Origin of the sequence: Streptomyces sp. NPDC060184 (genome assembly GCF_042728795.1) — a bacterium.
GTDB lineage: Bacteria > Actinomycetota > Actinomycetes > Streptomycetales > Streptomycetaceae > Streptomyces.
Map to the genome: position 1 here is coordinate 42,784 of NZ_JBHWYX010000005.1, position 22,498 is coordinate 65,281.

19 protein-coding genes are annotated in these 22,498 nt (G+C 72.1%); 10 read left to right on the forward strand and 9 right to left on the reverse strand.

Annotated elements, in window-relative coordinates; translation table 11 throughout:
* Window positions 1-6: 6 nt before the first annotated feature.
* Complete coding sequence (locus ACFWEE_RS05290) at window positions 7-1,293, reverse strand: ABC transporter substrate-binding protein (protein ID WP_386886533.1); 1,287 nt, start codon at window positions 1,291-1,293, stop codon at window positions 7-9.
* Between the two features lie 394 nt (window positions 1,294-1,687).
* On the opposite strand from ACFWEE_RS05290, the gene ACFWEE_RS05295 reads away from it, so the two are divergent.
* On the forward strand, window positions 1,688-2,737 hold the full coding sequence (locus ACFWEE_RS05295; protein WP_386886534.1) for a LacI family DNA-binding transcriptional regulator: 1,050 nt from the start codon (window positions 1,688-1,690) through the stop codon (window positions 2,735-2,737).
* A 27-nt stretch (window positions 2,738-2,764) separates the two neighbouring features.
* Here the strand turns inward: ACFWEE_RS05295 and ACFWEE_RS05300 are convergent, their stop codons facing one another.
* Complete coding sequence (locus tag ACFWEE_RS05300) at window positions 2,765-3,631, reverse strand: glycoside hydrolase family 25 protein (protein WP_386886536.1); 867 nt, start codon at window positions 3,629-3,631, stop codon at window positions 2,765-2,767.
* A gap of 387 nt (window positions 3,632-4,018) precedes the next feature.
* Here ACFWEE_RS05300 and ACFWEE_RS05305 point away from each other — a divergent pair, with 387 nt between their 5' ends.
* Window positions 4,019-5,092, forward strand: a complete 1,074-nt coding sequence (locus tag ACFWEE_RS05305; protein ID WP_386886538.1) for a peptidoglycan-binding protein — start codon at window positions 4,019-4,021, stop codon at window positions 5,090-5,092.
* 27 nt (window positions 5,093-5,119) lie between these two features.
* On the opposite strand, the gene ACFWEE_RS05310 is transcribed toward ACFWEE_RS05305, so the two are convergent.
* A complete protein-coding gene (locus tag ACFWEE_RS05310; protein ID WP_386886540.1) occupies window positions 5,120-6,748 on the reverse strand; it encodes a family 43 glycosylhydrolase in 1,629 nt (542 codons plus the stop codon).
* A gap of 271 nt (window positions 6,749-7,019) precedes the next feature.
* On the opposite strand from ACFWEE_RS05310, the gene ACFWEE_RS05315 reads away from it, so the two are divergent.
* The gene (locus ACFWEE_RS05315; protein WP_386886541.1) at window positions 7,020-8,285 is read left to right on the forward strand and encodes an amidohydrolase family protein; all 1,266 of its coding nucleotides are present in this window, start codon (window positions 7,020-7,022) and stop codon (window positions 8,283-8,285) included.
* A 22-nt stretch (window positions 8,286-8,307) separates the two neighbouring features.
* Here the strand turns inward: ACFWEE_RS05315 and ACFWEE_RS05320 are convergent, their stop codons facing one another.
* Window positions 8,308-9,183 (reverse strand): acyl-CoA thioester hydrolase/BAAT C-terminal domain-containing protein, encoded by an 876-nt coding sequence (locus ACFWEE_RS05320; protein WP_386886542.1) that lies wholly within the window; start codon window positions 9,181-9,183, stop codon window positions 8,308-8,310.
* A 184-nt stretch (window positions 9,184-9,367) separates the two neighbouring features.
* Between ACFWEE_RS05320 and ACFWEE_RS05325 the strand changes: the two genes are divergently transcribed.
* The gene (locus ACFWEE_RS05325; protein ID WP_386886544.1) at window positions 9,368-10,195 is read left to right on the forward strand and encodes a PP2C family protein-serine/threonine phosphatase; all 828 of its coding nucleotides are present in this window, start codon (window positions 9,368-9,370) and stop codon (window positions 10,193-10,195) included.
* Window positions 10,196-10,254: 59 nt separating this feature from the next.
* Window positions 10,255-11,262 (forward strand): MASE1 domain-containing protein, encoded by a 1,008-nt coding sequence (locus ACFWEE_RS05330; protein ID WP_386886774.1) that lies wholly within the window; start codon window positions 10,255-10,257, stop codon window positions 11,260-11,262.
* Between the two features lie 22 nt (window positions 11,263-11,284).
* On the opposite strand, the gene ACFWEE_RS05335 is transcribed toward ACFWEE_RS05330, so the two are convergent.
* Window positions 11,285-12,553, reverse strand: coding sequence for a D-arabinono-1,4-lactone oxidase (locus ACFWEE_RS05335; RefSeq protein WP_386886546.1), 1,269 nt, complete (start codon window positions 12,551-12,553; stop codon window positions 11,285-11,287).
* Between the two features lie 453 nt (window positions 12,554-13,006).
* On the opposite strand from ACFWEE_RS05335, the gene ACFWEE_RS05340 reads away from it, so the two are divergent.
* The gene (locus ACFWEE_RS05340; protein WP_386886547.1) at window positions 13,007-13,207 is read left to right on the forward strand and encodes an antitoxin; all 201 of its coding nucleotides are present in this window, start codon (window positions 13,007-13,009) and stop codon (window positions 13,205-13,207) included.
* A 379-nt stretch (window positions 13,208-13,586) separates the two neighbouring features.
* On the forward strand, window positions 13,587-15,407 hold the full coding sequence (locus ACFWEE_RS05345) for an FUSC family protein (RefSeq protein WP_386886776.1): 1,821 nt from the start codon (window positions 13,587-13,589) through the stop codon (window positions 15,405-15,407).
* A gap of 60 nt (window positions 15,408-15,467) precedes the next feature.
* Here ACFWEE_RS05345 and ACFWEE_RS05350 read toward each other — a convergent pair whose 3' ends face one another.
* The 4 genes from ACFWEE_RS05350 to ACFWEE_RS05365 all read right to left on the reverse strand — a co-directional run bounded on the left by ACFWEE_RS05350 (window position 15,468) and on the right by ACFWEE_RS05365 (window position 19,473).
* Window positions 15,468-15,809: a hypothetical protein gene (locus ACFWEE_RS05350; RefSeq protein WP_386886549.1), complete on the reverse strand. Its 342-nt coding sequence runs from the start codon at window positions 15,807-15,809 to the stop codon at window positions 15,468-15,470.
* A 45-nt stretch (window positions 15,810-15,854) separates the two neighbouring features.
* Window positions 15,855-17,585: a cytochrome c oxidase subunit I gene (gene ctaD, locus ACFWEE_RS05355; RefSeq protein WP_386886550.1), complete on the reverse strand. Its 1,731-nt coding sequence runs from the start codon at window positions 17,583-17,585 to the stop codon at window positions 15,855-15,857.
* Between the two features lie 156 nt (window positions 17,586-17,741).
* Window positions 17,742-18,755, reverse strand: a complete 1,014-nt coding sequence (gene adhP / locus ACFWEE_RS05360; RefSeq protein WP_386886552.1) for an alcohol dehydrogenase AdhP — start codon at window positions 18,753-18,755, stop codon at window positions 17,742-17,744.
* Window positions 18,756-18,921: 166 nt separating this feature from the next.
* Window positions 18,922-19,473: a glycoside hydrolase family 25 protein gene (locus ACFWEE_RS05365; RefSeq protein ID WP_386886553.1), complete on the reverse strand. Its 552-nt coding sequence runs from the start codon at window positions 19,471-19,473 to the stop codon at window positions 18,922-18,924.
* A gap of 183 nt (window positions 19,474-19,656) precedes the next feature.
* Between ACFWEE_RS05365 and ACFWEE_RS05370 the strand changes: the two genes are divergently transcribed.
* From ACFWEE_RS05370 to ACFWEE_RS05380, 3 genes are all read left to right on the forward strand, one after another.
* Window positions 19,657-20,316: an NADPH-dependent F420 reductase gene (locus ACFWEE_RS05370; RefSeq protein WP_386886555.1), complete on the forward strand. Its 660-nt coding sequence runs from the start codon at window positions 19,657-19,659 to the stop codon at window positions 20,314-20,316.
* A 175-nt stretch (window positions 20,317-20,491) separates the two neighbouring features.
* Window positions 20,492-21,859: an FAD-binding oxidoreductase gene (locus ACFWEE_RS05375; protein WP_386886557.1), complete on the forward strand. Its 1,368-nt coding sequence runs from the start codon at window positions 20,492-20,494 to the stop codon at window positions 21,857-21,859.
* A 141-nt stretch (window positions 21,860-22,000) separates the two neighbouring features.
* Window positions 22,001-22,495 carry a hypothetical protein gene (locus ACFWEE_RS05380; RefSeq protein ID WP_386886558.1) on the forward strand — a complete coding sequence of 165 codons (495 nt, stop codon included), beginning with the start codon at window positions 22,001-22,003 and terminating at the stop codon, window positions 22,493-22,495.
* Window positions 22,496-22,498: the final 3 nt, after the last annotated feature.

Below are 22,498 nucleotides of genomic sequence, written 5' to 3' on the forward strand. Positions count from 1 at the left end.
CGGGGCTCAGCTCTGCTGCAGGAGCCGGTCACACGCCTTGACAGCGTTGTCAAGAGCTTCCTTCGGGCCCTGCTTCCCCTGGAGCGCCTTGGCTATCTGGTTGCGGAGCTCGGTCTTCATCTGGTCGCTGAAGAGCACCGGGGTGTAATTGACCGCGGTCTTCAGCGACTTGGCCGCGGCGACCCGGACGCGGGTCTCGTCGGTTCCGTCCTCCTTCGTGAAGTAGGGATCGTCGAGCGAGCCCACCGTGCTCGGGAAGATGGCGACCTTCTTCGCGAACTCCATCTGCCGGGTCGCGTCGGTCACGTAGTGGGCGAAGGCCACGGCCGCGGGCTTGCGCTTCGTCTGCGCGTTCACCATGAGCCCCATGACGTACATGTTGGCCTTGCCGGTGTTGCTGACCTGGTCGGTGATCCCGATGTTCTTGTAGAGCCCGGGTGCCTGCTTCTTGAAGGTGGCGAGGTCGAGGGCGCTCCCGGGGTTCATCGCCACGGACTCGGTGAGGAACTTGTGGCCCGAGGACTCGGGGGTCGCGGTGAGGGCCTGCGGGTCGAGCGCCTTGGCGTCGTACAACTCCTTGTACTTGGTGAGGAGTTCGATGCCCTTGGCGTCGTTGAAGGCGAAGCCGGTGCCGTCCTTGTTCATCAGCGCGCCGCCGTACCGGCCGAAGTCCTCGATGGTGGGTACGTTCGCCAGCGCCGCGACCTTGCCCTTGCTCGCCGCCGCCAGCTGGAGCCCGTCGGCGAAGACCTCGTCGTAGGTGGCCGGAGGCTTGGAGGGATCGAGTCCGGCCTTCTTCAGCAGCCCCTTGTTGTAGAACATCGGTCCGGTGTTGAGGTACCAGGGGAAGGCGAACGTGCCGTCGAGTCCCGGGACCTGATGGCTCGCCCAGGCACCCGGCAGGTACTCCTTCTCGTACTTCGCCGCCGCCTGGTCCAGGTCCAGCGCGAGGCCCGCCTTGGCCAGCGGGGCCACCAGGTCGGGCGAGACGTTCACGACGTCCGGCAGGGTGCCGCCGGCCGCGTCTGCGCTGATCTTGTCCGCGTACCCCTCCCCCGGGCGGTCCACCCACGTGACCTCGGTGCCCGGGTACTCCTTCTCGAAGCCGGCGATCACGCCGTCGAAGTAGTCCTTGAAGTTCGCCTGCAGGTTCCAGGTCTGGAAGGTGATCTTCCCTTCGACCTTGCCCGACGCGTCGGACGACCCGGCGTCGGAGCCCTGACCGCAGGCGCTCAGCGGGAGGACGGTGGCGAGGACGACGGCGGCGGTGACTGCTCTGCGGGAGATGCGCACGGTGAACGGCTCCTTTGCTCGGACCAGGCATGCGGAGGCGACGGAGTCGCGGACTCGGCTGCCGCCTTCGCTCGACTGAGCCTGCTGGGCACCCCGGGGGAAAGTCAATACATTCATCGAACATTTCCCTATGTTTACAACATCACTGCAGGTCAGCAGGGTGCAAAACGGCGGATGCACTCGATAACTAATGCGCTTTATGACCTCTCGACTCAAGCGCATTAGGTCGTCGTTGACATCTCTCGACCCGACGCCCGGCAAGGCTTACACTCCCCACGGGTCCGGCAAACGCGCCGACCTCACGGGAACGCGAAAGAGGCACCGGGTGACACCAGAGGGGCCGTCGGCCGAGGACAGGTCGCCGACCAGACGCACACCGGCACGCCGGCCGACCATGAAGGACATCGCCCAGCGCGCGAACGTCTCCGAGAGCGCGGTGTCGTTCGCCCTCAACGGGCGGCCGGGCGTCTCGGAGGCGACACGCGACCGCGTCCGGCGGGTGGCCGAACAACTGGGCTGGCGGCCCAGTACGGCGGCGCGGGCCCTGTCCGGCGAGGGCTCGGCCACCGTGGGGCTGGTGGTGGCGCGCCCGGCGGCCGGCCTGGGCGTGGACTCCTTCTTCCTGCAACTGATCTCCGGGATCCAGGAAGTCCTGGCCGAGCGCCAACTCGGACTGCTCTTCCAGGTCGTCGAGGACATGACGGCCGAGTGCGCGGTCTACCGGCGCTGGTGGGCGGAGCACCGGGTGGACGGCGTGCTCGTGGTCGATCCGCGGACCGACGATCCCCGCGCGGACCTGCTCGACGAACTGGGACTGCACGCCGTCGTCATCGGCTCGCTGCCCGGCGGGGACACGGGCCCGCACCCGCGCCTGTCGCAGATCCGCGCCGACGACGCCGGTGCCATGGCTGCGGTCGTCGGCCGCCTGCACGAACTGGGGCACCGGCGCATCGTGCACATCGCCGGTCTGCCCACCCTCGCACATACCGACCGGCGCATCCGGTCACTCCGGATCGAGGCCGACCGGCGCGGGCTCGCCGAGGCCCACTCGGTGACCACCGACTACTCCGACATCGAAGGGGCGGCGGCCACCCGCCGGGTGCTGGAGCGGCCGGCCCCGCCGACCGCCCTGGTCTACGACAACGACGTGATGGCCGCAGCGGGAGCCGCGGTCGCCACGGGTCTCGGTCTGGGCATCCCTGACGACCTGTCCGTCGTGTCGTGGGAGGACTCCGCGCTCTGCCGTCTGACCACTCCGTGGCTCACCGCGCTGTCCCGGGATCCGGTCGCCTTCGGCCGGCTGGCGGCGCGGGAACTGACGGCGCTGCTCGACGGCGGCCCGGCCCGCACCGTGCGGGTGCCGCTCCCCCTGCTGATCGAGCGCGGCAGTACGGCACCGGCACACCGGGGGGCGGGAGTCACCCGCCGGCCGCCCGCCGGGTGACGTGCCGGTGCGGTTCCGCCCGCTCCGTCAGCTGGGCAGGTGGGCGAGCCGGCGGAGTTCGGCGCGTGTGCCCCGGAAGACGTCGAGGTCGGTCCTGGACGTCTTGGGCGTGCCGGTCACGACGCCCTCCTCGCTGTGCTGCCAGAACGTCCACTCCGCGCCGGCCCCGGGGACGCTTTTCGGCTCCGCTTGGCCGCTGCGGTAGCGGGGCTGCCAGAGCAGGTGGCCGCGGAAGGGCGAACCGTCCTTCCGCATGCAGGTGTTGACGAAGGAAGGGGTGGTGTAGACGATCGGCCGCACCCCCAGTTCGTCGTCGACGACCCTGAGGAAGTCGCGCAGTTGGCCGGCGCTGAAGTTCGCCGGGCAGGCCGTGCCGTCGCGCAGCTCCAGGTCGATCGCCGGGGGCAGTTCGCCGGCCGCTCTTCCGGTGTATCCGGCGCTCTTCATCGCCTTCACGAGGTTCCGCGCCTGCTCGGCGCCCGGTGTCCTGCCGTAGAGGTGGTAGGCGCCGCGGATCAGCCCTGCCTCCTTCGCTCCCTGCATGTCACGGGCGAACCAGCGGTCCTGCTCGGTGGCTCCCTCGGTGGCCTTGGCGAACATGAAGGCGTGACCGGCCGCGCGCACCCGGGCCCAGTCGATCGCCTGGTCACCGGGGTGGTTGTGGTGGCTGGTGTCGATGCCGGAGACCCGGTAGCTGCCGGACGGGGCGGCGTCCGCGCGCGGCGCGGCCGGACCGGCGAGCAGCGCCGCGGCGCTCGCCGCCGCCACGACGGCCCCGAGGGCGCGCCCGCACAAAGCCTTTCGGCTCCTGGCGGGAGCGACGGGCGGAACGGGAGCGAGGGAGGCGGCGAACGGGAGGGGAGCGGAGGCGTCCGGGGTACGGCGGAGGAACATGCCGAGGTCCTTCTTTCACTGGGTGGATGAGCGTGCGCCGAGCGGTGGAGAGCGTGGTGGTGCCGAGGTCGTGGGGGCGGGCCCTCCGTCACTCGGTCAGGTGAATCCGGGTACGGGCGCACTCGGCCGGCACGACCGGAGTCGGCCCGGGTGTGCCCGGCTCCGCCGCCGGATCGTGCGACGGCCCGGCGGCCGGTCACGCCGCTGTCGGCGCGATCAGCATGCCGGACGGCCCACCCGACTCGCTACGCTCTGGCCCCATGCAGGCCGATGCGTCCATGTATGCCACCATGCACGCGCCTGACCTGCCGTTATGCCGCTATGCCGTGGAGCAGTCGACGCGAAAGCGGGACGCCACGGCCGTCGTCGGGACACCGGGAGGTCACCATGGCGCGCGCACAGGAGAGTGGGGCCCCGGAGGCACCACGAGGTGCCCCGCCGGGCACACCGCCGGGAGCGGCGCTGGCCGAGCTGCTCCGCAGCTGGTGGGAGCGGGCCGGAGGCGCCGACCCGAGTACGCGGCCGACTCAGCAGGCGCTCGCCTCCCGGCTGGGCATCGACCAGACCACGCTCTCGCGGTATCTGAACCGGAATCATCCCTCCACCGCTCCCCTCCGGATCGTGGAGGCGCTGCACGTCCACTTGCGCGCTCCCGCAGCGGAACTGGACCGGGCAAGGGCGTGGTGGCGGGCCGCGTCGGAGGAGCAGGTCCGTCCCGCCTCCGTCGGCGGGGCGTCACCGCCCGAGCCCGCGAGCACCGGCGTGGTCCCGCACCCCGCCCCGGGACCACCGGCGCCCGGTCCGCACGCCTGCGGCGCTCCGGGGTGGCTCCACTCCTGGTGGGCGCTGCCCGTGACGCTGGCGCTGCTGGTCACCTCCTTCCTCGCCGGAGCGCTCCTGCAAGGTGGGTGGGCGCCGCAGGGATCGGCGGCGGCGAGCGCCGCCGGAGCACCCGGCGTGGTCCTCTCCGACGACGCGGACCCTCACTGGCCGCTGGTCAAGAAGAAGAAGCACGAGGACCAGTTCACCCTGGGCCGCGCGGTGCAGCACCTGCTCGTGGAGCGCCACTACGACCTGGAGGTGGACGGCATCATCGGTGACAGGACGCAGGCCGCCGTCATGGACTTCCAGCGCGGCAGACAGCTCCCGACCGACGGCAAGGTGGGTGACGACACCTGGCCGTGGCTGGTGGTGGACGTCAAGCCCGGGGCCGAGGGGGAAGCGGTCCTGGCTGTCCAGGAGTTGCTGAACCGCACGGGCCGGAGCGCCACGGAGGTGTCGGGGATCTTCACGCCCACCACGGCCCGCGCCGTGCGGCTCTTCCAGGAGTACTACCGTCTGCCCGCGACCGGGTGGGTGGACCAGGAGACCTGGCGGTTCCTGCTGGTCCACCAGCAGCCTGCCTCCGACACACCCGCGTTCCAGAAGGCGCAGACCCGCTCCCCCGCCGCCTCCGGGTGAGCTGACGGCCGCGGGGTCCGCGGGCGCTCACCCCTCGGCTGTGAACGTCGCCCGGTCGTAGTCGGCGTGGTGGCCTCGTCCGGTGAGGTCCCAGACCCACAGGCCGACGAAGGCGCCCGTGAAGCCCATGGCCCTGACCTGTCCTTCGTGGACGTCCTCGGCGTGCTCGTCGGAGAGCACGGTCGCGTCGGCCGGCTCGCCGACGGGGCGCCGGCCCGAGCCGGTGTCGTAGTGGAAGCGCAGTTCGCCGCCGTCCAGCTCGCACCCGAGCCGCAGCCTCGCGATGCCGTCGAGGGGGATGCCGCCCGCCTCGTCGACGGTCAGCACACCCCGGTCGCTGCCCGCCCTGCGCAGCACGGGCCGGCCCTCGTCGTCTGCGGTGACGTACAGGTAGTACCAGTTGCGGGTGTTGTAGTACGCGGTGATCCCGGCGAGGTGCTGGAAGGCCTCGGGGCGGTACTCCATGGTGGCTTCGAAGGAGCAGCGGGGCGCGGTAACCCGCTGGGCCACCAGGCTCGGCCCGACGAGGCTGTGCGGGGCGCGGCCTCCCCGGATCCTCAGGTGGGAGGGGCGGTCGGTGAGCGACAGCCACTCCGGTGCCGCGGGACGCCGGAGCGTGGACCACTGGGCTCCCAGGGCGGTCCGGTCGAACTCGTCGGCGAGGTGGGCGCCGGGGGCCGGGGCGTTCTCCGGGAGGGCCTCGTGCCGTACGGAGGCGGGGGCGGCCACTTCCAGGGCGGGTTCGCCCGTCGGGACGCGGGGCCAGTCGTCGGGAGTCCAGGTCACGGGCGCCAGGGCCGTCTCCCGGCCCAGGACGCAGGGCCCGTGCCGGCCGAGCGGGCGGGCGACGAGGTAGGCCAGGTAGGTCTCACCGGCGGGCGTCGTCACCAGGCTGCCGTGACCGGCCTTCTGCAGGGGCAGGTCCGGGCGGTGGCGTGCGGTGATGAGCGGGCCGCCCGGATCACGTTCGTACGGGCCGGTCAGGGTACGGGAGCGGGAGACGGTCACCTGGTGGTCGTAGCCGGTGCCCCCGTCGGCCGTCAGCAGGTAGTACCAGTCGCCGACGCGGTAGAGGTTGGGGCCCTCGATCCAGCTGTCGCCGGGGGGAAGGCCGATGAGGACGGGGTCGCCGCTCAGGGCGCGGGCCGCGCGGTCGTAGCGGGTCGCCTCCAGCCCGGCGGATCCACCGTGCCCGGGCCGCCAGTCGTGGACGAGGTTGATCAGCCAGCTGTCGGGGCCGTCGTGGAAGAGGGACGCGTCGAAGCCGCGCGCGTGCAGCGGGACGGGCTCGGACCAGGGGCCGTGGATCGAGGGAGCGGTGACGAGCTGGTTGGGAGCGTCGGAGAAGCCGCCGGTGTACGCCGATACGTTGCTGTAGACGAGGTGGAACAGCCCGTCGGCGTGGCTCAGGCTGGGAGCCCATACGCCGCCGGAGTCCGGACATCCGGTCAGGTCGAGCGCCGGCGGGCCGGCGAGCGCCCCGCCCAGGGGCTCCCAGTGGACCAGGTCCCGGGAATGGTGCAGGCGGACGCCCGGACACCATTCGAACGTCGAGGTCGCCAGGTAGTAGTCGTCGCCGACCCGCACGATCGAGGGATCGGGGTGGGAACCGGGCAGCACGGGGTTCCGTACGACCCGCGCAGATCCGTCTCGCACGCGCTTTCGGCCTTCCACTGGGTCCCCGGGTGCCGGGCTCCTGACGATCAAGGGGGAACGTAGCGTCGAACACGCGTATCGACAACCGTCGGCCTCGGCCGGGCGGTCCCGCGCCGGAGGCCGGGTCACCCGGCACGGGTCTCTCCTCCGGGAGGTTTCACCGCGGAAGACACACGGTAGGCAGAGGTTTCGGCCCGGTTCTCCGGGCACTCGCCCCGTCGCGGCAGGCGTCCTCCGCCTTCCGCGCCCTCCGCCCGCAGAGAGGAACCCCATGGGCTCCGTACCGGTCCTGATCCGTGACGTCCGCGTTTTCGACGGGCTGAACGACGAGCTCTCCGAACCCCGGTCGGTGCTCGTCGAAGACCGCAGGATCGCCGCGATCGGTGGCGGCACGCCGCCGCCGGAGGCGCTGGTCGTCGAGGGCGGCGGACGGGTGCTCATGCCCGGACTGACCGACGCGCACGTGCACCTCTTCGCCGCCGGGAACACCGAGGTGGGACTGGCCATGGGCAGCACCGGCTCGGGCTACTACCAGGCGCTGGCCGAGGCGGGCCGGATGCTCATGCGGGGTTTCACCTCCGTGCGGGACATGGGCGGGGACGTCACCGCGCTGCGGCAGGTGCTGGACGCGGGTGCCTTTCCCGGCCCGCGGATCTATCCCAGTCAGGCGGCGCTCTCGCAGACCTCGGGGCACGGCGACTTCTCCTGCGCGTACGACGACGCCACGACGTTCGGCGGCGCGCCGTCGCGGGCGGAGGGGATCGGCTTCATGAGGGTGGCGGACGGCCGGGACCAGGTGCTCGCGGCCGTCCGCGAGCAGCTGAAGCGGGGCGCCACGCAGATCAAGGTGATGGCCGGTGGCGGAGTGACCTCGGCGCACGACCCGCTGGACGTGGTGCAGTACACGGTGGACGAGTTGCGCGCGGCGGTCGAGGCCGCCGCCGACTGGGGTACGTACGTCAGCGCGCACGTCTTCAGCGACGAGGGGATCCGCCGTGCGGTCGCCGCCGGGATCAAGTCCGTCGAGCACGGTCACCTCGCGTCGGAGGAGACCATCCGGCTGCTGGCCGACGAGGGTGTCTGGCTCAGTACCCAGCCGTTCGTGGAGGGCGACCACTCCTTCTCCTCGCCGGAGTCCACGGCGAAGAACAAGCAGGTGTGCGACGGGGTGGCCCGGACCTACGCGTGGGCGCGGGACGCCGGAGCGCAGATCGCGTTCGGTACGGACCTGCTGCTGGATCCGTCCAAGGCCGGCCTCCAGAGCGAGATGCTCACCCGGCTGTCGAGCACCTTCGGTTTCACGCCCGTCGAAGCGCTGAAGATGGTCACCTCGGGCAACGCCCGTCTCTTCCGGCTCTCCGGGGAACGCGACCCGTACAAGGCGGCCCGCATCGGCGAGATCACGGTCGGCGCCTGGGCCGATCTGCTGATCGTGGAGGGTGACCCCACCCGCGATCTGGGCGTGCTCGGGGCGCCCGAGGAGAATCTGGCCGTCATCGTCAAGGACGGCCGGGTCCACCGGAACCGGCTGGCCTGAGAGACGGCGCCCGGCCGCGCGGTCAGCCGCCGGGCCGGGCGGCGGGGGTTCCCCGGAGCGCGGAGACGATCAGCGGCCAGGCCTCCGCACCGAGCAGCGCGTCCGCCTCCGGAGTGCCGCCGTGGAGATGTTCCGGGGACGGCGGCAAGGCGCTTTCGCCGGGGAACCGGGGGCGGTGACCTGCGTCGGCACGGCTGATCAGGGTGACGTTCGCGCCCGCCGCCCGCCGCCGGGCGGCCAGCCGCTCGGCTGCCGGGGCGGAGGGCCACATCGCGTCGTCGCCGCCGGCGACGAGGAGCATGTCCGCACGGGCGTGTTCCACGGGGATCGCCGCTTCGGGGAGCAGGTGACCGAAGGTGCGGCGGCTGCGTTCGTACCAGCCGGTGAGAGCGACCGGCTCGCCGGCGGGAGTCCCGGGTCTCCAGGACTCGTCCATGGGGAGGAAGGGCAGCGGCTCGCCCCGCCAGGTCCACGAGGAGCGGTACGGGTGGCTCCTGCCGTCGTGGCCCGGTCCCACGTTGCACCAGACGGAGTCGGTCGGCGACAGCGCGACCACCAGGTCCACCCGCGGGTCGCGCACAGCGGTGAGCAGGGCGGCTTCGGCCCCTTTGGAGACCCCGAGTATCCCGATCCGCGACGCGCCGGTGGACCGCAGCACTCCGACGGCGGCGACGAAGGTCTCCAGGGGTATCCCGCAGATGCCGGGCGGCTGACCGGGCCCGCCGAACCAGCGCATCGCCAGTGCGGTCAGCCCCTGTCCGACGAGCAGCCGTGCCCGTTCCCGCTCCACCCGCCCACTCGATCCGGCCAGCACCAGAACGGCACAGTCGCTTCCCCCGGGGGGAGACGCGAGGACTCCCTCCCACGGAGTGTCGAGTTCCCGCTCCTGCACGTCCATGACTGCCTCTCCCGCACGGGTCCCACCGCCGACGTACCTCGCGGTCCGGACTGGATCGTACGGTGCCGGGGCCGGGGCCGGGCGGCGGACAACGGACGCGGCTCCGGCCGTCCGTACGCCGCCGGGTAGCCGGACCGGCGCGCGCAAAATACGCTGCAGGAACCGATGCGCACTGGAGCAGCCGATGACTCGCCGGAGGAATCCCGCCCCAGCGAGCGCCGCGGATCTCCTCGGCACCCTGCAGCAGCTCACCGCCCGCGCGCGGCGGGAGGTGGAGCTCCACCAGGCCCGGGTCGAACTCGCCGAGGCGCTCCAGCGCACCATGCTCCCCGGCGCGCTGCCCTCGGTGCCCGGTCTGCAGACCGCCGCCCGCTACCAGCCGACCCACCTCGGACTGGACATCGGCGGCGACTGGTACGACGGGTTCGCGCTGCCGGACGGCGCGCTCGGCTTCGCGATCGGCGACGTCCAGGGACATGACGTCGAGGCCGCCGCGGTCATGGGTCAGATCAGGCTCGCGATGCGGGCGATCGCGGGCAGCACGTCGGACCCGGGCGAGGTCATGCGCCGCACCAACGATCTGATGATGTCGGTCACGGCGCCCCTCTTCGCCACGTGCACCTTTCTGCGGGTCGATCCGGCCACCCACGAACTCCACTCCGCCCGCGCGGGCCACGTGGCGAGCGTATGGGCGACCGTCGACGGACGGTCGGGGATCGTGGAGAGCCCGGGCGGACTGCCGCTGGGCATCCAGAGCGGGGAGGTGTACCCGGTCACCCGGCGCTCGCTCGACGTACCCGGGGCGATCGTCCTGCTGACCGACGGTCTCGTGGAGGGCCCCTCCCTCGATCTCGACGAGGGTCTCGAAGGGATACGCCGGCTGGTGAGCGCCCATGTGACCGCCTCCGCCGAGGAGCTGGCCCAGACGGTGCTCGGCGCGGCGGACATGACGGGCCACGAGGACGACGTGGCCTTTCTCGTCCTCCGCCACGGCGGTGTACCGGCCGGCTGACGCACACCGCGCGCGTGTCACCGCCCCCGTCGTGTGCGGGCCGGTGTCTGATGACCTCTGTGATCCGCAGCGAGAAGGCCAGACGCCGGGCCGTGGCCGCCGCCCGGCTCCTGGGCGTCGCCGCCCTGTACTACCTGTCCGGCCGTCTGGGGCTGCTGCGCCGGGTGGAGGCGTACCAGTCGGTGGTGACGCCGCTGTGGCCTCCCACCGGAGTGGCGCTGGCCGCCCTTCTGTACTTCGGTGTACGGATCTGGCCCGGCATCGCGCTCGGCGCCCTGTTCGCCACCGTCTCCATCAGCGGCTCGTTCTCGCCCCTGGGCCTCGGCATCCTGGCCGGCAATACGCTCGGACCGATCTGCGCCTACATGGCCCTGCGGTCGGTGGGCTTCCGGGAGGAGCTGGACCGGCTGCGGGACGGCGTCGCGCTGGTGTTCCTGGGTGCCTTCGCGGGGATGCTGGTCAGCTCCGTACTGGGGTGCGTCACGCTGGTCCTGACCGACAAGCTGCCGCTGGAGAGGTTCTGGCCGGTCTGGGCGTGCTGGTGGGCCGGGGACGTGATGGGCGTGCTCGTCGTGACGCCGATCCTCCTCGTCCTGCGCCGGGCGCGGATGCCCAGGGCCACGGACCGCTGGCTGGAGGCCATCGGCCTGTTCGTCGTGATGGCGGGTGCCTCGCTGCTGGCGACGACGAGCACGCTCGCCATGCTGTATCTGGTGTTCCCCGTCCTGATCTGGGCGGCGCTCCGCTTCCAGCTGCCCGGCAGTGCCCCCTGCGCCCTGCTGGTCTCCGTGCTCGCGGTGATCTCGGCGACGCACCAGGCCGGGCCGTTCCGGGGGCACGAGGTACTGGAGGTGATGCTCAACCTCGCCCTGCTCAACGGCTCGGTGACGCTCACCTCGCTGCTGCTGTCGGCGGTCGTCTCGGAGCAGCTGAACATCCGCCGCGAGATGGAGCACGCCTGTGTGGAGCTGGCGGAGCTGGTCGAGGAGCTGACGCCCCGATCGGACCGCCGCGCCCGGAGGCCCGCCTCCGGCGAGCGCGCGGCGATCCGGCCGGGGCTCGGCTGAGACGGGCGGCCGGGCGGGGCGGTCAGTCGCCTGACCGGGGGAAGTAGCGGCGCAGGAAGGCGTTGCGGAAGACTCCCTCGGGGTCGTGACGGGCGGCGAGCTCCTCGAAGCGGGCCCAGTCGGGGTACAGACCGCGCAGGTCGCCGGCGTCCATGGGGAAGACCTTGCCCCAATGGGGCCGCGCGCCGAAGGGTGCCAGCGCCTCCTCGACGGCGTGCAGCACCGGGGTGACGGCCGCGGTGTCCGGCTTCCAGGTGAAGTGGAAGGCCACGGAGTCGCGGCCCCCGGCGGGGCTCAGCCAGAGGTCGTCGGCGGCGATCGTCCGGATCTCGGAAATCAGCAGCTGGGGCGCGACGCGGTCCCGGATACGGTCGAGCGCCTCGAAGGCCGCAGGCGCGTCGCCCCGCGCCACGAAGTACTCCGACTGCAGTTCGTCGCCGCTGCTCGGGGTGAATTCGAGACGGAAGTGGGGCAGCCGCTCGTACCAGGGGCCGCGTATCCCCTGCTGCGGGGTGCAATTTCCGGCCGGCATGCCGGGGACCGGGTGGCGGGGGCCGTCGGCGAGCACCGCGCCGCGCCACTCGGCGGGGGCCTCGTAGGTGTCGTCGCCTTCGACGGCGCGTTTCACCCACACCTGGTCGACGGGCCGGTCGCGCCAGCTCGTGAAGAGGCTGACGCTGTAGCCCTCGGCCATGATCTCGTCGAATCCGTGCACCGCCCGGTCGCGGGGCAGATCCTCGTAGACCCACTGCCGGACGTCGAAGGTGGGGAGGAGGTCGAGGGTGAGCCGGGTGACGACCCCGAGCGCGCCGAGCGACACCACCGTGCCGGGGAAGTCGGGGTGGCCGCGCTCCACCGTGTCGAGGGAGCCGTCCGCGCGGACGAGTTCGACGGCGCGGACCGCTCCGGCCAGCGAGCGGTTGCCGATGCCGGAACCGTGGGTCCCGGTGGCGCAGGCTCCGGCGACCGAGATGTGCGGCAGAGAGCCGAGGTTGTGGAGCGCGAAGCCGCTCTTGTGCAGGGTTGCGGTCAGCTCCCCGAACCGCAGCCCGGCGCTCACCGTGGCGGTCCGGGCGGCGGAGTCGATGTCGACCACCCGGGGCAGCCCGGCGACGGAGACCAGGTCGCCCCGCGTGTCGGCGATCTCGTTGAAGGAGTGCCTGGTGCCCAGGGCACGGAGCCCGGTGGAGGATCCCACGATGTCGCGCAGCTCTTCCACGGACGTGGGGGTCAGCAGGCGCCGGGCGCCGAAGGTGATGTTCTTGGCCCAGTTCCGCTCCGGCGCGTTCACGCGGCACTCCCTCGCCGCGCGGCCCGGCGGGTCGTACGAGGGATGGGGCACGGGGCAGCCGGCGGGCACGCGGCGGTTCCCTGCTCGGGACACGAGCGCGGGCGAGAGTGATCGATCATGCGTACGGAGCTTAGTCGCGCGGGTCCGGGCGGCGGGTGCCGGTGGGGGCGTCCGGCACCTTCGCGGTGTCGTCAGTAGGGAAGCGGCCGGCCGGACGGTGTGCGCAGATCGAGCGGGGGCGGCCCCGAGGGCTGCGGCGGACGGCGGACGATCCTGATGCGGCCCATTGCCACCACCTCCTGTTGGTCAACCGGTATCTGCCCAGGGGGGCAGGGTTCACACTTCCGCGCCCGCGCGGGCTTCGCATCCCGGCGTACGGCCGGGGATGCGGAGCGGACGGGGTGCGGCGAACCTTGAGGGGACCCGGGGGGACGACGACCGGAAGGACACGTCATGTCGGCGATGGACAAGATCAAGAAGATGCTCAAGGGACACGAGGACCAGACGGGCAAGGCGGTCGACAAGGCCGGTGACATGATCGACAAGAAGACCGGAAACAAGTACCGGAGCCAGGTCGACTCCGCTCAGGACGGTCTCAAGCGGCAGTTCGGCGCGGAGGGTGAGCGGGGCGAGGGCAATCCGCCGCGTCGGTAGGCCGTGCGGCAGGGGCTCGGGAAGGCCCCTGATCCGCCGGACACCGCCCTTGCAGGCCCCGCCCGAGAGGACCGCGCCCGGGACGAACCCGGCCGGGAAGACCCGGCAGAGACGGTCCTGGGCGGTGCCGGCCGGCTGCCCGCCGGACGCGCCGCCGCCCGTTTCCGCTGAGGAGGCCCTGGGCCTTCATCTGCCGGAAACGGGCGGGTAGCACGGTCTCCATGTCTCTCCCCTAGGCTTGGTGCACGAAGCCAAGGCCGAGGACGTCCACCGGCGCACCATGTCACCGCTGGACGGGAGCCCCGTGTTCCGCACCTCCTTGCCCGCCTTTCCCTTCGCCCTCTCCTCACGTCCGCTGCCCCGCTGGCTCGGACACGTCATGAAGACGCAGCGTGCCCCGGTGCCCTGGGGCGCCGTGCTGCGGGGCGGCCCGGCGGTGCTGCCGCTGCTGTTGTCGGTCCTGGCCGACCGCCCTTCGCTGGGGGTGCCCGCCGCACTGGGAGCCATGCTCGCCGGGATCAACGACCGTCCGGGCAGCCGCCGCGGCGCGGTACTGCGGCTCGGGCTCCCCGCGCTCATCGGCTCCTTCGGTCTGTTCCTCGGCACCTGCCTCGGCGAGCTCGCCGGCGGCGGGCGTTCCCTGGTGCTCCTGCCGCTCGCGCTGGGCGTGCTGGGGCTCGTGGCGGGCGCGCTCAGCTCGACGGGACCGGTGGCCTCCTCCTGCGGGACCCAGCTCCTGGTGGCGGCCGTGATCGGCGCCGGGATGCCGCTGCCCGAGCCCGGCTGGCAGCGGGCGGGCCTCTTCCTCGTCGGCGCGGTGTGGCTGCTCGTACTGCGGCTGGTGCTCCCCTCCCCGGTACGTTCACGGGCGGGAGCGGGCGCTCCGTACCTGCTCGACGGGGAGCGCGAGGCCGTGGCGGCGGTGTACACGGCCGTCGCCGACCTGCTGCGGGCCGCGGGGAGCGACCGGGCGCCGGACCGGCGCGCGGCGCTGAGCGCCGCGCTCGACCACGCGCAGGACACGCTGTCGGGACCGAGGCTGCGGCGGCACGCGAGTTCGTCCGCCGAGCGCAGACTGCACGCCCAGTACGCCGCCGCGTTCCCCCTGGCCGAGGCGGCGACCGCGCTGGCCTGGGCCGGGGAACCGCTGCCCGCCCGCATCGCCGAGGGACCGGACCGGCTGGCACGGGCCGTCCTCACGGGCACCCCCTGCGGTGCGCTTCCCGCGCCGGCCCGGTCCGGTTCCGGACTGCGCGCACTCGACGAGGCGCTGCTGCGCGCCGCCGCCGATTTCGACAACCGCGAGGGCCGCGGGCCGCGGACCGGCGGGGTGTCCGACCGTACGTCCCTGCTGCGGCGGGCCTTCGGCCCGGCCGGGCGGGCGTACGGCATCCGGGTCGCCCTGTGCTGCGGGACGAGCACCGTGCTCGCCCAGGTGCTCCGGCACGACCACTGGTACTGGCTGCCGGCGACCGCGGTGTTCCTGGTCAAGCCCGACCTCGGGCCGCTCGCCTCGCGGGTGCTGTGCCGAGCGGTCGGGACGGTGGCGGGAGCCGCGTTCTTCGCCGTGCTGCTGGCGCCCTTCGACGGGCCGGCGGTCGCGGTGGGCGCGGTCGCGGTGTGCGGGGCGCTCGTCCCGGTGGCCAGCCGGCACTTCGCGGCCCAGACCGCGGTCGTCACCGTGCTCGTGCTCGCGCTGGTGGCGCTGACCGGTGAGCCCTCCGCCGGTGCCGGGCGCGTCGTGGAGTCGTTGCTGGCGTGTGCGCTGGTGCTGGTGATCGGCCATGTGCGGATGCCGGGACAGCGGGTGGCCTCGGTGCGCTCGGCGCTCGACACGGCGACCTCGGCGGCGTACCGCTATCTCCGTCACGTACTGGACGACCCGCGGGACGGAGAGCGCCGGGGGGACCTGCGCAGGGATGCCTACCGGTCGCTCGCGGCGGCCCGGAACGCGATCGACCTGTCGGCCGCCGAACTGCCGCCGGTGGCCCGGCGTACGGCCGGGTCCGCCGAGGTCGCCCACGCGCTGGAGCTGCTGATCGACACGACGACCGCTTGTGCCGTGCACCTCGACGGCCGCCCGTCCGGGCTGTCCCGCTCGTACGCCGACCGGCTGACCGCCCGGCTGTCCGCGCTGGACGCCGCGCAGGCGGGGGTGTTCCGGCCGGAGCGGGCAGGGACACCGGTGGCGGTGGCGTGAACGTCGTTCCAGGTCCCGCCGCGGGCATGGTGCCCGCGGCGGGACGTGTGGTGCACCGGGTCAGCGGGTGAGCAGGGCCAGCGCCGCGAAGGCGCCCGTCACCGCTCCGGCTCCGGCGACCGACAGGGCCACGCAGCGCTTCCTGAGCTGTTCGTAGCGTTCGGTGTACTCGGCGCGGAGCTCGACGGCCCGCCCGGCGACCCGGCTGAACGACTCACGGCAGACGGCCACCCGGTCGGTGACGTAGACGCGTTCCACGTCCTCGCGCTGGGCGGTGGTGAGCCAGGGGAGCTGGTCGGTGAAGCGCCCCGCGCGGCGGCGTGCCTCTTCGACCTCGGCGTTCCACAGGAGGTATCCCTCCATGCGGGCGAGGCCCCGGGCGCAGTCCGGATCGGGTTTCACGGGTTCCTCTTCTCGTGGCGGCGGGCGTCCTCGGGCGGACACCGTCTACTGCTGCTTGTCACCGGGGGCGACGGTCACCGACGCGCCGGGGACGTTGGTCGCGTCGTCGAGCGCCCGGACGTACGGGTGGTGCAGGTCGAACGCCGGGGACTCGGAGCGGATCCGGGGCAGCGTGACGAAGTTGTGGCGCGGCGGCGGGCAGGAGGTGGCCCACTCCAGCGAACGCCCGAAGCCCCAGGGGTCGTCGACCTCGATCTTCTCCCCGTACTTGGCGGTCTTCCACACGTTGTAGAGGAAGGGCAGGATCGACAGGCCGAGGAGGAACGAGGAGATCGTCGAGATTGTGTTCAGCGCGGTGAAGCCGTCGGCCGCGAGGTAGTCCGCGTAGCGACGCGGCATGCCCTCGGCACCGAGCCAGTGCTGCACCAGGAACGTGCCGTGGAAGCCCACGAACAGCGTCCAGAACGTGATCTTGCCGAGCCGCTCGTCCAGCATCCTGCCGGTGAACTTCGGCCACCAGAAGTGGAATCCGGCGAACATCGCGAACACCACGGTGCCGAAGACGACGTAGTGGAAGTGCGCGACGACGAAGTACGAGTCCGAAACGTGGAAGTCCAGCGGCGGCGAGGCCAGCAGGACACCGGTCAGACCACCGAAGAGGAAGGTGACCAGGAATCCGGTCGCCCAGAGCATCGGCGTCTCGAAGGACAACGAGCCCTTCCACATCGTGCCGATCCAGTTGAAGAACTTCACACCGGTCGGCACGGCGATGAGGAACGTCATGAAGGAGAAGAACGGCAGCAGCACGCCGCCCGTCACGTACATGTGGTGCGCCCACACCGTCACGGAGAGACCCGCGATGGCGATGGTGGCCGCGATCAGACCGATGTAGCCGAAGATCGGCTTGCGGCTGAAGACCGGGATGACCTCGCTGACGATCCCGAAGAACGGCAGCGCGATGATGTACACCTCCGGATGGCCGAAGAACCAGAAGAGGTGCTGCCAGAGCAGCGACCCGCCGTTGGCCGGGTTGAAGATCTGCGCCCCGAACTTGCGGTCGGCCTCCAGGGCCAGCAGCGCGCCGGCGAGGACCGGGAAGGCGAGCAGGACGAGAACACCGGTCAGCAGGACGGTCCACACGAAGATCGGCATCCGGAACATCGTCATGCCGGGAGCGCGCATGCAGACGATCGTGGTGATGAAGTTGACCGAGCCGAGGATCGTGCCGAACCCGGAGAAGGCCAGACCCATGATCCACAGGTCACCGCCGACGCCCGGCGAGTGGACCGCGTCGGTGAGCGGGGAGTAGGCGAACCAGCCGAAGTCCGCGGCGCCGTTGGGGGTGAGGAAACCCCCGACCGCGATGAGCGAACCGAAGAGGTACAGCCAGTACGCGAACATGTTCAGCCGCGGGAACGCCACGTCGGGCGCACCGATCTGCAGCGGCATGATCCAGTTGGTGAAACCGGCGAACAGCGGCGTCGCGAACATCAGCAGCATGATCGTGCCGTGCATCGTGAACGCCTGGTTGAACTGCTCGTTCGAGATGATCTGGTTGCCCGGACGGGCCAGTTCAGCACGCATGACCAGGGCGAGCACGCCGCCGACGCAGAAGAAGGCGAAGGACGTGATCAGGTAGAGCGTGCCAATCGTCTTGTGGTCGGTGGTGGTCAGCCATCTGATGACGACGTTCCCCGGCTGCTTGCGCCGTACCGGCAGTTCGTCCGCGTACGCGGCCTCTGATTCCACCGGTTCTGAGGTACCCCTCGTCGTCACTGCGACGCTCCTTTGATCGACGGCCCGTTGCGGACTCGCCGACCAGAATGGCCCGGTGGGGTTCGGCCCTGTGGGACATCCTTCCCGGTGGAGCGCCACCGGGCGCCAAGGACACTCAAACGGCCCAACGGAGGCGGGGCCGCCGCCGTTGGGCCGTCAGCGGAGATCGAAGACGAGGCGGCCGGACACCGTCCCGTCCAGCACTTCGCCGATCGAGGTGTTGATGTCGTCGAGCGTGCGGGTCTCGCGGACGACCCGGGTGCGGCCGAGGCGGTGCAGCCGGAAGACCTCCGCCAGATCCTCGCGGGTGCCGACGATGGAGCCGACGACCGTGATCCCGTTCAGGACGGTGTCGAAGACCGGCAGCGCGAGGGTGCCCTCGGCGGGCAGCGCGACGAGCACCAGCGTCCCGCCCCGGCGGAGCGATCCGTACGCGGCGGAGAAGGACTCGTTGCTGACGGCCAGGGAGATGGCCGCGTCGGCGCCGCCCAGCTTCTGGGTCTCCTCGGCGACGTCCTGGGTGCGGGCGTCGATGACGTGGTCCGCGCCGAGGTCCCGGGCGAGCGCCAGCTTCTCGTCGGTGACGTCGACGGCGACGGTCTCCGCGCCGAAGATCCGGGCGTACTGGAGGGCGAGGTGGCCGAGGCCCCCGATGCCGGAGACGAGGACGCGCGCGCCGGGCCGGGCGCCCGAGAGCTTCACGGCCTTGTACGTGGTCACCCCCGCACAGGTCAGCGGGGCCGCGTCGAGGGGGTCGATCCCCTCGGGCACCGGCACCACGTAGGTGCCGTGGGCCACGGTGTACTCGGTGTGGCTGCCGTCGACGGAGTAACCGCTGTTGCGCTGCTCCAGGCAGAGGGTCTCCCAGCCGGACACGCAGTGGTCGCAGTGGCCGCACGCCTCGCCGAGCCAGGGGATCGCCACCCTGTCCCCCGGCGAGAGGTGATCCACCTGGTCTCCGACGGCCTCCACCACGCCGATGCCCTCGTGGCCGGGCACGAAGGGGGGCTCCGGTTTGACGGGCCAGTCTCCCCTGGCCGCGTGGATGTCGGTGTGGCAGAGGCCGGAGGTCTCCATCCGTACCAGCACCTGGTGCGGCGCGGGGGTCGGGACGGGCCTCTCCTCGACGGTCAGGGGTTCGGTGAAACTGCGGACCACGGCGGCTTTCACGGGCATTCCTCCGTTCACCGGGCGGGTCGGGGGCATCGGAGCCACCACCCCACCGGATCGGACATGTGCCACAAAACATACTAAATCACCTGGGCGATGTCCGGCCGGTGCGGTACCGCGCGAGCGGTGGATCCCCGTATCGCGCGAAGGCTTCCGCGGAGACGGCCTATCCCCCGGCCCAGTCGCGCAGCTCGGCGGGTGAGGCGAAGTCCGCGACGTTCTTGTCGATCGGACGGTCCGTGTACTGGTGGATGAGCCAGTCCGCCTGGATGCGGGGCTCTCCGGGTTCGACGTAGTCCGCGATCCAGAGGCCGTCGCCGGCGTACGAGGTCCTGTCGACGTCGAGCCAGAAGGAACGACCGCAGTAGAGCAGTGCCCGGTGGTCCGGACGGAGCCGTTTCAACTCGCGGAGGAACTTGTCCTTTTCGGCATTGCTCGCCCGGGTGCCGTCTCCGGTCCGCTCCCAGTCCACGACGAGCAGGTCTCCGGACTTCTCCGGCGTCCGGGCGAGGAAGAAGCGCACTTGTTCCGCCACCTTCCCGGGCCAGAGGAAATGGTAGAAGCCGACCACGCAACCGGCGTCCCGCGCCCTCTTCGCCTGCGCCGCCAGATGGGGATTGACGTAGGAACGCCCCTCCGTCGCCTTGATGAAGACGAAATCCACTCCGTCCGTGTCGAACGTCTCCTGGTAGGAGCTGACATCGATTCCGTGCAGCATGGGGCCACCTTCCGGCGAGGTGCGGGTACGTCCTCGTCCGTTCACATGCCCCCACCGGACCCGCCCCATTTGCCCTCCGGCGGGAGTATCGATTCTTCAGCAGGAATAGCGGGCTGAGCACGGGGGTTGGCGAAGAGTGGCAAGCCCTTTGCCGTGCAGCTCTCCCTGAAAAGGTCGGTTCATATGCAGATCGGAATCATTGGTGCGGGCCATATCGGCGGCAATCTGACCCGGCGTCTCACCGCCCTCGGCCATAGAGTGACCGTCGCCAATTCGCGCGGCCCGGAGACCCTCGAAGCACTCGTCCAGGAGACCGGCGCCACCGCGGCGAAGGCGTCGGAAGCGGCGCGCGGCGCGCGGATCGTCGTGGTGACCGTGCCGCTGAAGTCCGTGCCGGACCTGCCCGCCGGTTTCCTGGAGCACGCGGCCGACGGCGCCGTCGTCATCGACACCGGCAACTACTACCCGCAGCAGCGGGACGGCCGGATCGAGGAGATCGAGGACGGCCTGCCCGAGAGCCGCTGGACGGAACGCCGGATCGGACACCCGGTGGTCAAGGCCTTCAACGGCACGTTCGCCCAGGACATCCTGGAGCGGGGTCGTGAGCCGGGGGCGCCCGGCCGGCAGGCACTCCCCGTGGCGGGCGACGACGATCACGCGAAGCGGGTCGTGCGAGACCTCATCGACGAACTGGGGTTCGACACGGTGGACGCGGGCTCACTGGACGAGTCGTGGCGCCAGCAGCCCGGCACGCCCGTGTACGGCCTCCGGGGCGGCAGCGAGGCCGTTCGCGAGGCCCTGGCCGCCGCCTCGCCCGAGCGCACCGCGCAGTGGCGGGCCTGAGCGGCGGCGCTTCGCCGACGACCGGTACGGCGCGGTGGGGCGGGCGCGCCGTACCGCGAATCTCCACAGGTCCGCGTCCTGCGCAGAGGCGGGCTCCCGGGTCCGCTTCCCCTCCTCCGACGCGCGCACGCCATGATGGGTGGCCCATACATCGTTGCAGGAGGTGGCCACCGAGATGACGAATGCACCGGTCGACAGGATCCCGGCCCAGCGCGTGCTCACGGACCCGGCGGGTCTGGCCCGGTATCAGCACGACGAGGCCGAGTGGGCTCCGTACGGGATGCCCCGGGCGGTGGTCAGGCCGCAGAACACGGACGAGGTACGCGCGGTGGTGCGCCACTGCGTCGAGCACGGCATCCCCTTGGTGTCGCGCGGCGCGGGTACGGGACTCTCGGGCGGGGCCAACGCGGTGGACGGTGCGATCGTGCTCTCCTTCGAGGACATGAACGCCGTGCTGCGCATCGACCCCGCCGAGCGGCTGGCCGTCGTCCAGCCGGGCGTCGTCAACGACGACCTGCGGGCCACGTGCGCGGAGCACGGCCTCTGGTACCCGCCGGACCCGGCCAGTTCCCCGTGGTCCACCATCGGCGGGAACGTGGCCACCAACGCCGGCGGCATGTGCTGCGTGAAGTACGGCGTGACCCGCGACTACGTGCTCGGCCTGGAGGTCGTGAACGGCCTGGGCGAAACGGTCCGGCTGGGGCGGAGCACCGCCAAGGGCGTGGCGGGGTACGACCTGGCCGGGCTGATGGTCGGCTCCGAGGGCACCCTCGGCGTGATCACGGAGATCACCGTACGGCTCCGGCCGCGGCGGCCCGCCGAGCGGACCGTCGCGGGGTACTTCTCCTCGGTCGTGGCGGCGGGCGAGGCGGTCAGCGCCGTGACGGCCTCCGGCGTCATCCCCTCGGCACTGGAGCTCGTCGACCGGCACTGCCTCGCCGCCGTCGACGCGTGGAAGAACATGGGGCTCTCCGCCGACGCCGAGGTGGTCCTTCTCGGCAGGGTCGACACCCCGGGAGCCGAGGGGGACGCGGAGGCGGAGCTCGTACGGGAGTGCTTCGAGCGCGCCGGCGCGAGCTGGGCCGCCGTCTCCACCGACCAGCAGGAGGCCGACGCGCTCTTCGAGGCGCGGCGGCTCGCCTACCCGGCGCTGGAGCGGCTGGGCCCGGTGCTCACCGAGGACGTGTGCGTGCCCCGGACGGCGGTGCCAAAGATGCTGGCGAGGATCGAGCGTACGGCCGCCCGGCACGACATCCTGGTGGCCAACATCGCGCACGCGGGCGACGGCAACCTGCACCCGCTGATCATCACGCCGCCCGGTGACGAGGCCGCCCGGGCCAGGGCGCAGCTGGCGTTCGAGGACATCCTGGACGACGCGATCGCGCTGGGCGGCACGGTGACGGGCGAACACGGCGTGGGCCTGCTGAAGATGGGGGGCCTGGGCAGGGAGATCGGCCCGGCCGTGCTCGCCATGCACCGGGCCGTGAAGTCCGCCCTGGACCCGCACGGCATCCTCAACCCCGGCAAGGTGCTGACGGCCTGACCCCTCGACGACCGGTACGCCGCCGGCGCCCGGTCGGCGGTGCGCACCGGGCCCGCGTTCCGTCCCCGGCGCCGGCGCGGGTGTCGGTGGGGCACGGCACACTGGTCGTACGGGGAGCGGGATTTCGGGACGGGGTGACGGATGACGGCCGCTGGGGACACGGGTTTCGAACCGGCGACGGGCGACGGCCCGCCCCTTCCCGAGTCCGCCGCGGCGGCCCGCTCCGCCGCCGTGGCCACCGCGCACGAGGGCCTGTTGCAGATCCGGCGCCTGACCAACGCGGAGCATCCCGCCCCCGAGTCGGTGCCCGCGGCCTGGGAACTCCTGCGCCCCGTGCGCGCCGTGGCGCTGGCGCTGGAGGCGGCCGGTGTCCGGCCGTCGGCGGTGGACGCCTCGGGACTGCGGGCCTCGACGGGCTACCTGGTCGGCGCGGGCCCCGCGCCCGGCACGGTCCGGGTGGAGTGGGCGGGCCCGGCGGGCAGCGGCGCCGCGAGGGACGAGGAGGAGTCGCTCACCCGGTGCGCGGGGGTCCTGCGCGGGCTGGGCTGGACGGCCTTGCTCTACCGGGGGCCGCGGCGGCGCCGCTTCCTGGAGGTGGAGCCGCCGTCCGGTCTCCGGCGGGCGCCCGTGCGGTGAGCC

Excerpts from the sequence above, each read along its gene's own strand:
- ACFWEE_RS05305 (WP_386886538.1), top strand. The coding sequence starts at position 4,019 with ATGGCGCGCGCACAGGAGAGTGGGGCCCCGGAGGCACCACGAGGTGCC.
- ACFWEE_RS05365 (WP_386886553.1), bottom strand. The coding sequence starts at position 19,473 with ATGCTGCACGGAATCGATGTCAGCTCCTACCAGGAGACGTTCGACACG.
- ACFWEE_RS05370 (WP_386886555.1), top strand. The coding sequence starts at position 19,657 with ATGCAGATCGGAATCATTGGTGCGGGCCATATCGGCGGCAATCTGACC.
- ACFWEE_RS05345 (WP_386886776.1), top strand. The coding sequence starts at position 13,587 with ATGAAGACGCAGCGTGCCCCGGTGCCCTGGGGCGCCGTGCTGCGGGGC.
- ACFWEE_RS05300 (WP_386886536.1), bottom strand. The coding sequence starts at position 3,631 with ATGTTCCTCCGCCGTACCCCGGACGCCTCCGCTCCCCTCCCGTTCGCC.
- ACFWEE_RS05325 (WP_386886544.1), top strand. The coding sequence starts at position 9,368 with ATGACTCGCCGGAGGAATCCCGCCCCAGCGAGCGCCGCGGATCTCCTC.
- ACFWEE_RS05295 (WP_386886534.1), top strand. The coding sequence starts at position 1,688 with ATGAAGGACATCGCCCAGCGCGCGAACGTCTCCGAGAGCGCGGTGTCG.
- ACFWEE_RS05380 (WP_386886558.1), top strand. The coding sequence starts at position 22,001 with ATGACGGCCGCTGGGGACACGGGTTTCGAACCGGCGACGGGCGACGGC.
- ACFWEE_RS05375 (WP_386886557.1), top strand. The coding sequence starts at position 20,492 with ATGACGAATGCACCGGTCGACAGGATCCCGGCCCAGCGCGTGCTCACG.
- ACFWEE_RS05340 (WP_386886547.1), top strand. The coding sequence starts at position 13,007 with ATGTCGGCGATGGACAAGATCAAGAAGATGCTCAAGGGACACGAGGAC.
- ACFWEE_RS05315 (WP_386886541.1), top strand. The coding sequence starts at position 7,020 with ATGGGCTCCGTACCGGTCCTGATCCGTGACGTCCGCGTTTTCGACGGG.
- ACFWEE_RS05320 (WP_386886542.1), bottom strand. The coding sequence starts at position 9,183 with ATGGACGTGCAGGAGCGGGAACTCGACACTCCGTGGGAGGGAGTCCTC.